Source organism: Pararhodobacter sp. (assembly GCF_034676545.1).
GTDB lineage: Bacteria > Pseudomonadota > Alphaproteobacteria > Rhodobacterales > Rhodobacteraceae > Pararhodobacter.
In genome coordinates, this window is sequence record NZ_JAUCBZ010000015.1 from 543927 (window position 1) to 556932 (window position 13006).

At 64.9% G+C, this 13006-nt stretch carries 13 protein-coding genes; 4 read left to right on the forward strand and 9 right to left on the reverse strand.

Features of this window, described 5'->3' with window-relative positions; genetic code table 11:
• The first annotated feature begins 152 nt into the window (after window positions 1-152).
• Window positions 153-3602 carry a chromosome segregation protein SMC gene (smc, locus tag VDQ28_RS06110; RefSeq protein WP_323035086.1) on the forward strand — a complete coding sequence of 1150 codons (3450 nt, stop codon included), beginning with the start codon at window positions 153-155 and terminating at the stop codon, window positions 3600-3602.
• On the opposite strand, the gene VDQ28_RS06115 is transcribed toward smc, so the two are convergent.
• On the reverse strand, window positions 3599-5179 hold the full coding sequence (locus VDQ28_RS06115; protein ID WP_323035087.1) for a GMC family oxidoreductase: 1581 nt from the start codon (window positions 5177-5179) through the stop codon (window positions 3599-3601). The genes smc and VDQ28_RS06115 overlap by 4 nt on opposite strands.
• 200 nt (window positions 5180-5379) lie before the next feature.
• Here VDQ28_RS06115 and VDQ28_RS06120 point away from each other — a divergent pair, with 200 nt between their 5' ends.
• The gene (locus VDQ28_RS06120; RefSeq protein ID WP_323035088.1) at window positions 5380-5688 is read left to right on the forward strand and encodes a hypothetical protein; all 309 of its coding nucleotides are present in this window, start codon (window positions 5380-5382) and stop codon (window positions 5686-5688) included.
• Here the strand turns inward: VDQ28_RS06120 and VDQ28_RS06125 are convergent.
• Both VDQ28_RS06125 and mnmD read right to left on the reverse strand, forming a co-directional pair.
• On the reverse strand, window positions 5685-6560 hold the full coding sequence (locus tag VDQ28_RS06125) for a DMT family transporter (RefSeq protein ID WP_323035089.1): 876 nt from the start codon (window positions 6558-6560) through the stop codon (window positions 5685-5687). The genes VDQ28_RS06120 and VDQ28_RS06125 overlap by 4 nt on opposite strands.
• Window positions 6557-7222, reverse strand: coding sequence for a tRNA (5-methylaminomethyl-2-thiouridine)(34)-methyltransferase MnmD (mnmD, locus tag VDQ28_RS06130; protein ID WP_323035090.1), 666 nt, complete (start codon window positions 7220-7222; stop codon window positions 6557-6559). The genes VDQ28_RS06125 and mnmD overlap by 4 nt, the downstream gene beginning before the upstream one ends.
• Window positions 7223-7278: 56 nt before the next feature.
• Here mnmD and VDQ28_RS06135 point away from each other — a divergent pair, with 56 nt between their 5' ends.
• Window positions 7279-8358: an FAD-binding oxidoreductase gene (locus VDQ28_RS06135; protein ID WP_323035091.1), complete on the forward strand. Its 1080-nt coding sequence runs from the start codon at window positions 7279-7281 to the stop codon at window positions 8356-8358.
• 33 nt (window positions 8359-8391) lie between these two features.
• On the opposite strand, the gene VDQ28_RS06140 is transcribed toward VDQ28_RS06135, so the two are convergent.
• The 5 genes from VDQ28_RS06140 to VDQ28_RS06160 form a co-directional block, all read right to left on the reverse strand.
• Window positions 8392-8949 carry a F0F1 ATP synthase subunit B gene (locus VDQ28_RS06140; protein ID WP_323035092.1) on the reverse strand — a complete coding sequence of 186 codons (558 nt, stop codon included), beginning with the start codon at window positions 8947-8949 and terminating at the stop codon, window positions 8392-8394.
• Complete coding sequence (locus tag VDQ28_RS06145) at window positions 8946-9491, reverse strand: F0F1 ATP synthase subunit B' (protein WP_323035093.1); 546 nt, start codon at window positions 9489-9491, stop codon at window positions 8946-8948. Before VDQ28_RS06145 ends, VDQ28_RS06140 begins: the two co-directional genes overlap by 4 nt.
• Window positions 9492-9571: 80 nt before the next feature.
• Window positions 9572-9808, reverse strand: coding sequence for a F0F1 ATP synthase subunit C (locus tag VDQ28_RS06150; RefSeq protein ID WP_009157477.1), 237 nt, complete (start codon window positions 9806-9808; stop codon window positions 9572-9574).
• Window positions 9809-9854: 46 nt separating this feature from the next.
• Window positions 9855-10625 carry a F0F1 ATP synthase subunit A gene (locus tag VDQ28_RS06155; RefSeq protein WP_323035094.1) on the reverse strand — a complete coding sequence of 257 codons (771 nt, stop codon included), beginning with the start codon at window positions 10623-10625 and terminating at the stop codon, window positions 9855-9857.
• A gap of 2 nt (window positions 10626-10627) precedes the next feature.
• Window positions 10628-10963 carry an AtpZ/AtpI family protein gene (locus VDQ28_RS06160; RefSeq protein WP_323035095.1) on the reverse strand — a complete coding sequence of 112 codons (336 nt, stop codon included), beginning with the start codon at window positions 10961-10963 and terminating at the stop codon, window positions 10628-10630.
• Between the two features lie 207 nt (window positions 10964-11170).
• Between VDQ28_RS06160 and VDQ28_RS06165 the strand changes: the two genes are divergently transcribed.
• A complete protein-coding gene (locus VDQ28_RS06165) occupies window positions 11171-11521 on the forward strand; it encodes a metalloregulator ArsR/SmtB family transcription factor (RefSeq protein ID WP_323035096.1) in 351 nt (116 codons plus the stop codon).
• Window positions 11522-11575: 54 nt separating this feature from the next.
• On the opposite strand, the gene VDQ28_RS06170 is transcribed toward VDQ28_RS06165, so the two are convergent.
• On the reverse strand, window positions 11576-12952 hold the full coding sequence (locus VDQ28_RS06170; RefSeq protein WP_323035097.1) for a lytic murein transglycosylase: 1377 nt from the start codon (window positions 12950-12952) through the stop codon (window positions 11576-11578).
• Between the last annotated feature and the right edge of the window lie 54 nt (window positions 12953-13006).

Consider the following 13006-nt stretch of genomic DNA (forward strand, 5'->3'; position numbering starts at 1 on the left):
ATGTGAAGAGCCAAAATGTCGCAGGTCCATGACGCGTGCGGATCAATATGTTGTGGATAATTGGCAGAAACCCGCCAGATACGGCGGCCGAATGTTGACTCATAAGGATGGGGGCGGGACAGTGCGCCCCCATTACCCCAAAGGAATCACGCGTGCATTTCACCCGCCTCCGGCTGAACGGCTTCAAGAGCTTTGTGGACCCAACCGAGTTGGTGATCCGCGAGGGCTTGACCGGTGTCGTCGGGCCGAACGGCTGCGGCAAGTCCAACCTGCTGGAGGCCTTGCGATGGGTGATGGGCGAAAACCGCCCCACGGCGATGCGCGGCTCGGGCATGGAGGACGTGGTCTTTGCCGGCACCAGCAAGCGCGGCGCGCGGGCCTTTGCCGAGGTTGCGCTGAGCGTGGATAACACCGAACGCCTCGCCCCGCCCGGTTTCAACGACCAGGACGTGCTGGAGGTGTCGCGGCGGATCACGAGGGACGCGGGCTCGGCCTATAAGGTCAACGGCAAGGACGTACGCGCGCGCGATGTGCAGATGCTGTTCGCCGATGCCTCGACCGGGGCGCATTCGCCCGCCTTGGTGCGCCAGGGGCAGATCTCGGAGCTGATCAACGCCAAGCCCAAGGCGCGGCGGCGGATTCTCGAGGAAGCGGCGGGCATCTCCGGCCTTTACCAGCGCCGCCACGAGGCCGAATTGCGCCTGAACGCCACCGAAGCCAACCTGTCGCGCGTCGCCGATGTCGTCGAATCGCTGGCGCAGCAGATGACGGTTCTGGCCCGCCAGGCCCGCCAAGCCGCGCGCTATCGCGAGGTCGCGGTCGAATTGCGCCGCTTCGAGGGGATGCTGTTGTACCGCCGCTGGCGCGAGGCCTCGCAAGCGCGCGCCGCCGTGCAATCCGCGCTGACCGACGCGATCACCCAAGCCGCCGCCGCCGAACGCGGTGCCCGTGAAGCCCGCGCCAACCGCGAAAAATGTGAGGACGTCCTGCCGCCTCTGCGCGAAGAAGAGGCCATTGCCGGTGCCATCCTGCAACGCCTTCAGGTGCAGCGTGACACGCTGGTCGATCAGGAAGCCCGCGCGCGCGAAGCCGTGCAAACCCTCATGGCGCGGCTCGAACACCTGCGGCTTGATGCCCAGCGCGAGGCCGGATTGGCCGCCGATGCCGATGAGACCATCGAACGCCTGCGCTGGGAAGAGGAACAACTGGTCCGCGCCGGCGACGGCCACGAGGAAAAGCTGGCCGAGGCGGTGGAGATGGCCCGCGAGGCTTCGGATATGTTGGCCGATGCCGAGGCCCATCTGACCGAAGCCACCGAGGATGTCGCGCGCCTTTCAGCCCGTCACCAATCCTTGACGCGTCAGGCCCTTGAGGCCCGCGCCGAGGGCACCCGCGCTGCTGCCGGCGCCCAGCGCGCCGCGGATGAGGCCCGCCAAGCCGCCGAGGCACTGGACGCCGCCGAATACGCGATGACCGCCGCCGCCGAGGCCCGCGATGCGGCGCAAGACCTGCTGGACGCTGCCGAGGAAACCTTGCTTGACACTGACGCCGCCCGCGCCGAGGCGCAAGCGTCCGAGGTCGAAGCCCGCGCCGCCCGCGCCGGGGCCGAGGGCGAGGTCAGCGCGCTGTCCGCAGAACTCGGTGCGCTCGACCGCCTGATTGCCCGCGATTCCGATGCCGCCGGGGCGATCCTCGACCAGATCAGCGTCGATCCCGGTTATGAGCACGCGCTGGGCGCGGCCCTCGCCGACGATCTGCGCGCGCCCATCGCCGACGGCGGCTCTGGCTGGTACGCGCTGCCCGCCTATGATCACGCCGCGCCTTTGCCCGCCGGGGCCACGCCCCTGTCAACCCATGTGCGCGCGCCGGATCACCTGTCGCGGCGCTTGGCGCAGGTCGGCTTGGTCGAGGCCAGCCTCGCCGCCGCGCTCCATGCCCGCCTGCTGCCCGGTCAGCGCTTGGTCACGCAAAAGGGCGATCTGTGGCGCTGGGACGGGTTGATGCAGCGCGCCGAGGATGCGCCCAACGCCGCCGCCATTCGCCTGACGCAGATCAACCGCCAAGCCGCCCTGCGCGCCGAACTCGACGAGGCCGAGGCCCGACAAGAGGCCGCGCAGGACACCCATCAGGCGCGGCAATCGCGGCTGGCAGACCTGACCGAGGCTGACCGCATGGCGCGCGAGGCCCGGCGCTCTGCCGAAACACGCCTGACCGAAGCCACCCGCGCCGCCAGCCGCGCCGAGGCCGACGTCAGCCTGACGCAATCAAAGCGCGAAACCGCCGAACTGGCGCTGGAGCGGATGCAAGCCGAGGCCGAAGCCGCCGGGGCACGCCTCGCCGAAACCGAAGACGCCTTGGCGGAACTCGATGATCTGGAGGCTGGCCGCGCCCGCCTTGAAACCATCCGCACGCAGGTCGAGGCCGCGCGCATGGCGATGATGTCGCGCCGCGCCGCGCAGGATGAATTGCGCCGCGACGGCACCGCACGCCGCACCCGCACGCAAGAAGTCGCGCGCGAAGTGCAAAGCTGGGTCGCCCGCAAGGAAACCGCCGCCGAGCGCATCGCCAGTCTGGAAAGCCGCGCCGAGGAAGCCGCCGAACTTCTGGACGAGGCCAACGCCGCGCCCGAAGAAATCCAGGCGCGCCGCGAGGAACTCAGCGACGCGATCACCGCCGCCGAAACCCGCCGCACCGCCGCCATCGAGGCCATGTTGGCCGGCGAAAGCGCCCTGCGCGCCGCGCAGGAAGCCGAGCGTGCCTCGGAACGCGCCGCCGGCGAATCCCGCGAGGCCCGCGCCCGCGCCGAGGCCCGTGTCGATGCCGCGGGCGAGGCTGTGACGCTAGCCGCCAATCGCATCGCCGATGACCTTGATACAACGCCGCAAGGCTTGTTGAACCAGCTCGACATCGCCTCGGATGACATGCCCGACACCGCGCATCTGGACACCGAGATCGCCCGTCTGAAACGCGCCCGCGATGCCTTGGGCGCGGTGAACCTGCGCGCCGAGGAAGACGCCAAGGCGGTCACGCAAGAGCACGACACGCTGGTCGCCGAGCAATCCGACCTCGAGGCCGCGATTCACAAGCTGCGCGGCGGCATTGCGGCGCTGAACCGCGAAGGTCGCGAACGCCTGTTGGCCGCCTTCGAGGAGGTCAACGCGAGTTTCGCCAACCTCTTTACCCACCTGTTTGGCGGCGGTGAGGCGCGTTTGGTCTTGGTCGAATCCGATGATCCGCTGGAGGCTGGCCTTGAGATTCTGTGCCAGCCGCCGGGCAAGAAATTGTCGTCCCTCAGCCTGCTGTCGGGCGGCGAGCAGACCTTGACCGCGCTGGCACTGATCTTCGCCGTGTTCCTCGCCAACCCCGCGCCGATCTGCGTGCTCGACGAGGTCGACGCGCCGCTGGATGACGCCAACGTCATGCGCTTCTGTGATCTGCTGGACGAGATGACGCGGCGCACCGAAACCCGGTTCCTGATCATCACCCATAACGCGCTGTCGATGGCGCGCATGGACCGTCTCTATGGCGTGACGATGGCAGAACAAGGCGTCAGCCAGTTGGTCAGCGTGGACCTGAAACGCGCGGAATCGCTGGTCGCCTAAGCATGCAGAATCATCGCCGCCGCCTTTTCGGCAATCATCAAGGTCGGTGAATTGGTGTTCCCGCTGACGATGTTGGGCATGATCGAGGCATCCACCACCCGCAGCCCGGTCACACCATTGACCCGCAGGTCCGGCCCCACCACGGCGCGCGGATCAACCCCCATGCGGCAGGTGCCAACCGGATGGAAGATCGTCGTGCCAATGTCCCCCGCCGCTTTCAACAGGGCCTCATCGCTCTGCGCCTCGGCGCCGGGCATGAATTCCTCGGGCCGATAGCGCGCCATCGCCGGGGCGGCCAGGATCTTGCGCGTCAGTTTCAGCGAGCGCACCGCCACCCGCCGATCCGCCTCGGCCGACAGGTAGTTCGGCGCGATCTCTGGCGGCTCCATCGGGTCGGCGGATTTGATATGGATCGTGCCCCGGCTTTCGGGCCGCAGGTTGCACACGCTGGTGGTGATCGCCGGGAACGGGTGCAGGCTTTCGCCGAACGCGCCCAGCGACAAGGGCTGCACATGATATTCCAGATCGGCGCGCGCTACATCCGGGCCAGAGCGCGCAAAGGCCCCCAACTGGCTGGGCGACATCGACATCGGCCCGCTGCGCATCAGCGCATATTGCAGCCCGATCTTCGCCTGCCCAAACCACGAATTCGCCATGGTGTTCAGCGTCTTGGCCCCCGTCACCCGATGCACCATCCGCAGTTGCAAATGGTCTTGCAGGTTCTCGCCCACGTCGCTGTCATGGCGCACCGCCACCCCGCGCGCGCGCAGCACAGCCCCCGGTCCGATGCCGGACAGTTGCAGCAATTGCGTCGAGCCGATCGAGCCCGCCGACAGGATCACCTCGGCATTGCAGCGCGCCTCGGCCGGGTGTCCGTCGCGCAGATAGCGCACGCCAACGCACCGCTCGCCGTCAAAAATCAACCCCTGCGCCTGCGCGCTGGTGTGAATGTCCAGATTGCGCCCCCGCGCCGGTCGCAAAAACGCCTTGGCGGTATTCCACCGCCAGCCCTTGCGCTGGTTGACCTTGAAATAGCCAACGCCCTCATTGTCGCCGGTGTTGAAATCCGTCACCGCACGGATGCCGGTTTCCTGTGCCGCCTTGGCCCAGTCATCCAGAATATCCCACCGCAGCCGCTGATTCTCGACCCGCCATTCGCCGCCGGTGCCGTGCATCTCGCCGGGGTCGCCCGCCGCGTAATCCTCGTGCTGCTTGAAATGCGGCAGTACATCGTCCCAGCCCCAGCCGGTATTGCCCATCTGCCGCCACTGGTCGTAATCCATCGCCTGCCCGCGCAGATACAACATGCCGTTGATCGAACTGCACCCGCCCAGGATTTTTCCGCGTGGATACAACAGACTGCGCCCGTTCAGACCCTTCTCGGCGGCGGTTTTCAGCATCCAGTCGGTGCGCGGATTGCCGATGCTGTACAGATAGCCGACCGGGATATGCACCCAGATGTAATTGTCGCGCCCGCCCGCTTCGAGCAGCAGGACCTTGGCCTTGGCGCTCAGGCGGTTGGCCAGCAACGCCCCGGCACTGCCCGCGCCGACGATGATATAGTCGTAATCCGCCATACGCCCCTCCGATGCCCTATCTTTAGCATCGACCGATTCGGATGCAATGGGACACAAAGCGCAGGTTTAGGGGCGGGCGAGGTCGCGACTGCTATCCCTAGCGATTGTTGAATATGATGTTTTTTGCTATCCCTTGAGCAGGCTTAACCTTACCATAACGATGATCCGCCAAGGGTCGCATGAACCAGATCGAGGCAGTTATGAACCGTACCCTGATTTCCGCAGCATTTCTCGTTGCACTCTTGGCCCCTGCAGCGGCCGTGGCCGGACCCATCGAATCCGCCTGCAACCGTTCGGATCGCCAGCAATCCTCGCGCGCTTTGTGCCGTTGCATCGACTCGGTCGCGGACAACACGCTGACCCGCTCAGAGCAACGCCGCGCCGCGCGCTTTTTCACCGACCCGGATGAAGCGCAGCGCGTGCGCATGTCGCCAACCCGCGGCGACAATGAATTCTGGGCGCGCTACCGTGCCTTCGGCACCGAGGCGCAGCGCGTCTGCTCGAATTAACCCTGCTCGGCGACCCGTGCGCGCCAGAGGGTGAACAACCCGGCACAAACCACGATCACCGCCCCAACCGCCACGTTGGGGCGCAAGACTTCGTTGAACACCACCATGCCCAAGGCGCTGGCAAACACCAGTTGCAGATAGGCAAAGGGCTGGATTGCGCTGGCCTCGGCGACTTCATAGGCGCGGATCAGCAGATAGTGGCTGCTGGCCGAGGTCACGCAGAGCAGGGCCATCCAGGCCCAATCGCCGCCAGTCATCGGCTCCCAATACCAGAACCCGACAGCGGTCATCACCACCGCGCCCGACACCCCGGTCCAGAAAAAACTGACCGCGCTGCTGTCATAGCGTGAGACCCAGCGGTTCAGCAGGCCGTAGAGCGCGAACAGGAAGGCCGCCAGCAACGGGATCAGCGCCTCGATCTGGAACACGCCGAAACCCGGCTGCAGGATGATCAGCACACCGACAAAGCCGATGCCAATCGCCACCCAACGCCGCCAGCCGACCTTCTCGCCCAACACCGGGCCGGACAGCGCCGCGATCAACAAGGGATAAACCGCGAAAACGGCATGCGCCTCGACCAGACCCAGCACGACAAAGGCCGTGACCGCCACCAGAATTTCCACGGTCAACAACACGCCGCGAAAGATTTGCATCGCCGTGACCGATGAGCGCGCGGCGTTGCGCAAGCCGCCCGATTTGCGCGCCGCAAAGCTGATCACGAAGGCGGCAAAGAACCAGTAGCGGATCATGATGATCATGAAGACGTTGTATTCGCCCGCCAAATGGCGCGAGATTCCGTCTTGCATCGCAAAAATGAACGACACGGCGACCATCAACCAGATGCCCAGATTGGTATTCTGTTGCGAACTCATGCGGGCATCCTTGCGATGGTCATGTGTTTCTTGCGGCCAAAGCCCGGCCCACGGGTCACGGCAAATCCGGCTTCGGCCAAGGCGCGACGCACATGTCCCGCCGCGGTATAGGTGGCGAGGGTACCGCCCGGCGCGGTGTGGCGGGCAACCTCGGCCATCAGCACCTCGCCCCACAACTCGGGGTTCCGCGCCGGGGCGAAACCGTCGAGGAACCACGCGTCGGCGTGCCCAACCCACGCCGCCACGGTGTCGCGCGCGTCGCCGATATGGACCTCGACCGCAATAGCGTTGAGGGTGAACCGACGCACCGGACCGCGCGCCTCGCCCCAGCATCGCACGAGCGCCGCCGTATGCGGCAGATCAAACGGCGCCAGCGCGCGCGCCATATCTTCGGCGCGCATCGGAAACGCCTCGAAGGACGTGTAACGGATCGGCCTGTCGCAGATCTGCGCCACAGCCAGCAGGTTCAGCCCGGTGCCAAACCCCAGCTCCGCCACCTGAAACCCCGGAACGAACCGCTCAGGCAGCCCGTTTCCCGCCAGAAACACATGCTGCGTCTCGGCCAGACCGCCGGTGAAATAGGGGTCATCGAACGCCGTCGCGACCGGCGTGTCGGTTTCGGTCCACGTCAGGGCGGGCCATGTCGGTGTGGGGTGGCTCATAATGCTGAACAGGTTTAGGAATGTGGCGACCTTCGCGCGACACAACAGGAATGGCAATGGCACAAATCACCGTTATGGGCGCTGGCATCTTTGGTCTCAGTGCCGCGTGGATCATGGCGCGGCGCGGGGCCTCGGTGACGGTGATCGAGCGCGACCGCGTGGGCGCAGGGTCGTCTGGCGGGATTGTCGGCGCCCTGGCCCCGCATGTGCCGGAACTGTGGAACACCAAGAAAGCGTTTCAGCTGCAAAGCCTGCTGATAGCGCAGGGCTTTTGGGCCGATGTTGCGGCCTCAGGGGGTGTGGACCCCGGCTATGCCCGCACGGGCCGCCTGCAACCCATCGCCGACGAGGACGCGCTGCAACGCGCGCAGGAGCGCGTGCAGGGCGCGCGCGAACTCTGGCAGGGTCAGGCCGAATGGCGGGTCATTCGCGCCGCCGACGCCCCCGGCTTCACCGTCAACAGCCCGTCCGGCTGGGCGATCTTTGACACGCTGACCGCCCGCCTGTCACCGCGTGCGGCCTCGGCCTCGTTGGTGGCAGGGCTGCGCCGCATGGGCGTTGACATCGTGACGGGGGACACGCCGCCCGAGAACTCGACCGTGCTCTGGGCGACCGGCGCGGCCGGGATCGACGCCCTGACCGCGGATCTGGGCCAACCGATGGGCAACGCCGTCAAAGGGCAATCCGCGCTGTTCAAAGCCGATTTCCGCGACGCGCCGCAGCTGTTCGCCGACTGGATCCACGTCGTGCCCCACGCCGATGGCACCGTTGCGGTTGGCTCGACGTCAGAACGCCATTTCGACGACCCGACCAGCACCGACGCGCTGCTCGAAACCCTGATCGCCCAAGCCCGCACAACCTGCCCCGAACTGACCCACGCACCCCTGCTGGAACGCTGGGCCGGGCTTCGTCCGCGCAGCCAGACACGCTCGCCGATGCTGGGCGCCTGGCCCGGTCGCCCCGGTCATTATGTGTTGAACGGCGGCTTCAAGATCGGCTTCGGCATGGCTCCGATTCTGGCGCAACTGGCCGCCGACCTCCTGCTGGACGGCAACGACGCGGTGCCGGACGGGTTCCGCGTCGAGGACAATATCCAAGACAAGAAAGCCGCACAGAAAAAGGCCCCGACCGGTTAGGGTCAGGGCCAATTATTCTTGATACTGCACCGCTTAGTGCATCCGCGCGTCAACCGTGGCGATGGAGTCTTCGATCAATTTCCCCGCGGCGTCAGCCCCAAGGTTCTTGGCGATCAGGTCCCCCGCAGCCGCAATAGCAACCGCAATGGCACTGTCACGCACCTCGCGGATTGCACCGGCTTCGGCCGAGGCGATTTGATCCTCGGCACCGCGCAAACGGCGCGCAATCGAGGCTTCCAGATCAACCCGCGCCTGCTTTGCAGCCAGCTCGGCATCCGCCTTGGCCTTGGCGACGATGCGCTCGGCCTGCTCTTTGACTTCGGCCTTCTTGCGCTCGAACGAGGCCCGCAGTTCTTGTGCGTCTTCACGCAGCTTGCGGGCTTCTTCCAGATCGGCGCGGATCGTCTCGGCGCGCTTGTCCAGCAAGCCACCCAACAGACCGGGCACCTTGAAATAGAACAACACGCCCACGAACAATACGAACGCGATCAGCACAACGAAGTTGGTGTTGCGCAGCGAGAAGAACGGTCCGCTGGCCGCCATGGCCGGCGATGCGGCGACGGCAGCGATCAGGGTCAACAGACGGATCATGCAACACCCCCTTTGAGACGGGCATTCACCGCAGCCGTGACCGAACGCGCATCGGCGGTCACGCCGAACGAGCCCAGCAACTCCTTGGTGGTGTCCTTGGCGACCGTGGTGACTGCCTCCGCGGCAGAGGCGCGAATTTCTTCGATCCGGGCCGCCGATTCTGCGGTACGGGCCGCGATTTCAGCGTCGGCTTTGGCAATGGCGATATCCAGATCTTTCTGGATCTCGGCCTTCGCCTCGTTGACCACCTTGGCGGCCGCCGCGCGCGCGTCATCGAGGGCCTTGTGATAGGCAGCCTCGGCTTCGGCGGCTTGCTGTTTGAACGTTTCCGCCGCGGCAATATCGTTGGTGATCGTCCCGGTGCGCTCGGCCAAAACCGATCCGATCCGAGGCAACGCCACGCGCGAAAGAATAAGATAGAGCACGACAATCGCGACCACGAGCCAGAAGATCTGGTTCCCGAAGGTCGAAATATCGAGCTGAGGCATTCCGCCTGAGCTGGCCGCCTCGGCGGCGTGCCCTGCGGTTGTTTCTGCAGACATGGTACGTCCTCCTGATCGGCCGAATCCGCCGGGAATGTGTTTCCACACACCCGGCCGTAAGGATCACGGATGTGTCAGGATCAGACGGCGAACATCAGCAGCAGCGCCACGAGGAACGAGAAGATCCCCAGCGCTTCGGCGAACGCGATGCCGATGAACAGCGTTGCGGTCTGGCCAGCAGCAGCCGACGGGTTGCGCAGCGCGCCCGACAGGAAGTTGCCAGCAACGTTGCCCACACCAACTGCTGCTCCACCCATGCCCATGCAGGCCAGGCCAGCGCCGATGTATGCACCCATTTGAACGATATCGCCTTCCATAGCAGTGTCTCCTTACGGTTGGAATTGGCTTTGATTTGAAGTCTGATCAGTGTGCAGGATGCAGCGCATCTTTCAGATACACACAGGTCAGGATGGTGAAAACGTAGGCTTGGATAAACGCTACGAGTATTTCGAGGCCGTACATCGCGGTGATCGCGACGATCGACAGCGGCGTCACGGCGATGCCGATCCCCGAGATCAGGATCAGCGGCGCAAAGGCGGCAAACACCTTGATCACGGCGTGGCCGGCCATCATGTTGCCTGCCAGACGAATGGAGTGGCTGACCGGGCGCACAAAGTAGCTGATGATCTCGATCAGCGCCAGGATCGGACGCAGGGCCAGAGGCGCCGATGACACCCAGAACAAACCCAGGAAGCCGATGCCATGGATCGCGAAACCGACGATTGTCACGGTCAGGAACACGGCCATTGCCAGCACGGCAGTGACGGCGATGTGCGAGGTCGGCGTGAACGCCATGGGCAGCAGACCCAGGAAGTTCGAGAAGACGATGAACAGGAACAGCGTGAAGATATAGGGGAAGAACTTCAATGCGTCCTTGCCCGCCACGTCTTCGACCATCTTGTGCACGAAGCCATAGGCCAATTCAGCGATCGACTGGATGCGGGTCGGGATGATCGCCCGGCCACGAGTGCCCATGACAAACAACAAGGCCGCCGCCAGAACCGACAACGCCATCCACAGGGTCGCGTTCGACACCGTGTAGAAGTGCAACGTGTCGCCGCCAAACAGCGGCTGCACGATGAACTGATCCATCGGGTGGAATGTTAGACCTTCGCCATGCTCTTCCGCTGCCACGTCTAGTCCCCTTCATCCTCAGCGGGCTTGCCCGCTTCAATCATGCTTCGACGCTGGACATCGGCAGCGGTGCGCATCATCACGCGCATCCCGGCCGCCAGGCCCAGCAAGACAAACAGCACCAGGAAAATCGGCATGGTCCCAAACAGGGTATCCAATCCGTATCCGATGCCAAAACCGATCAGAAGACCGGCCACAAGCTCTGTCACCATGCGCCACGCGTGCTGCGCCATCTCATGGCCGTCTGCCGCCTTGGGTTCGGGCGTATGCGCCTTTTTCAGCCGCGCGAGCCTCTCGTCGAGCGCGCGGAGACGCTCCAGATCGTTCGGGTCACGCATGTCTGAAAGCCCTCGGGACAGTCGTCGGCAAACTAGGGTCCGGCACCCGCAGAGTCAAGCGTGATTAAACACGCCTAACCAATTGACAACGCTCAATTTAATTTCCGGACCTCACACAAATGCGAGCCACTTGTCCGCTGTTTCGCGGCACCCGCACATTCAACCAATCGGTTGATTGTTGCGCCAACCCCCGGCACAGTGCGTCGCATGAACACCGCCGCGGAAACCCAACTCGACATCATCTTCATGGCGCTGGCCGATCCCACGCGCCGCGCGATCCTGTCGATGCTGCTCGAAGACGACATGGCCGTCAGCGACGTCGCCGAACCCTTCTCGATGTCGCTCGCCGCGATCTCCAAACACCTCGGCCTGCTCGCCACCGCCGGACTGATCAGCCAGGAAAAGCGCGGCCGGGTGAAATGGTGCAAACTGGAACCCGACGCGCTGCGCACGGCGTCCGTGTGGATGCAAGCCTTTGGCCAGTTCGAACCCGTCAACCTCGACGCGTTCGAGCGCTTCCTTGCCGCCGAACTTGGCGAACCCCGCGACGACCCCTGACATCATCTTGCCAAAAATACTCATCTTTTTTACCTGCGGGTCGCCGCCCCCGGATCAACGCCGCATCCGCGAGAGCAACGCCATCGACACATAGCCGTCCGGCGGCAAACCATTCGCCGATTGCCAATCGCGCACCGCCTCCAGCGTCCCCGACCCCACGCGCCCGTCAATCGTGCCCGCGTAATGCCCCGAGCGCTGCAAATGCCGTTGCAATTCTTCGCGCTCGCTGCGGCTCAGCGGGCGGTCGTCGCGCGGCCAAGCGCCGACAAAGTCACCGCCACCCCGAAACCGGTCGGCCAGATGCCCGATGGCAATCGCATAGGCGTCGGCGTTGTTGTACCGCTTGATCACCCGGAAATTCTGAAACGCCAGAAAGGCCGGTCCGCGGGATCCGGCGGGAAACATCAACGTCGCCTCGCCCGTCCGCGGCAAACTCGCACCGCGCTGCGCCCGGACCCCCAGCGCCGTCCACTCGCACACACTGCGCCGCGTATTCGCCAGCCGCGGGTTCAGCCCGCTCGGGATCTGCACCTCGACGCCCCAGGGCTGACCGCGTGTCCATCCGTGGCGCTGCAAATACGCCGCGGTTGACGCAAGCGAATCCGTCGGATCATCCGACCAGATGTCCCGATGTCCATCCCCGCGGAAATCCACCGCATAGGACAGATAGCTGGTCGGAATGAACTGCGTGTGACCCATCGCACCCGCCCAACTGCCGACCAGATGCCGCTCGTCGACATCCCCCGCTTGCAGGATGCGCAACGCGCCGATCAACTGATCCTCGTAGAAATCCGCGCGGCGGCTGCTGATCGCCAAGGTCGTCAGCGCCGGGATGATCCGGGTTCTGCCGCGCAGGCTGCCATAGGCGCTTTCCATGCCCCAGACCGCCACCACGATCTCGCGCTCGACGCCATAGCGGGCCTCGATCTCGTCCAGCACGCGCCGATGTTGGCGCAGCATGGCCTGACCGTTGCGGATCCGCGACTCCGAGACCGCGCTATCGAGATAGGCCCAGATCGGGCGGCTGAACTCGGGTTGATTCGACTCGCGGTTCAGAATGTCCTGATCCAATTCGATCCCGGCAAAGGCCCGGTCAAAGACGCGGACCTGAATGCCCTGCGCCAGGGCCCGGTTGCGGAACCCTCTGAGCCATTGCGCCAGGCTGGCGTTGCGCGGTTGCGCCAGCCCCGCCGGTCGTGCCGCCGGGATCAGCGAGCGCGCTGGTGCTTCCGCCAAAAGCGCCGCCTGTGAGGGTGATGTCCGGTCCGGCGTTGGCGCTTGCACCGTCGCGGGGCTTGGGTCTGGGGCACGCTGTTCCAAGCGTGATGTCGGGCGTGGTGCCGGAAACCGCGACTGATCAATTGATCCAGCGGCCTCCATCGCCATCAAGGACGCGGCAACAAACCCGAATGTTCCGGTTCGCAAATGCATGAATGTGCCTGCTAGGTTTCTTGTTTTGAGGCAATTCTAGCGCAAGTTGACAAA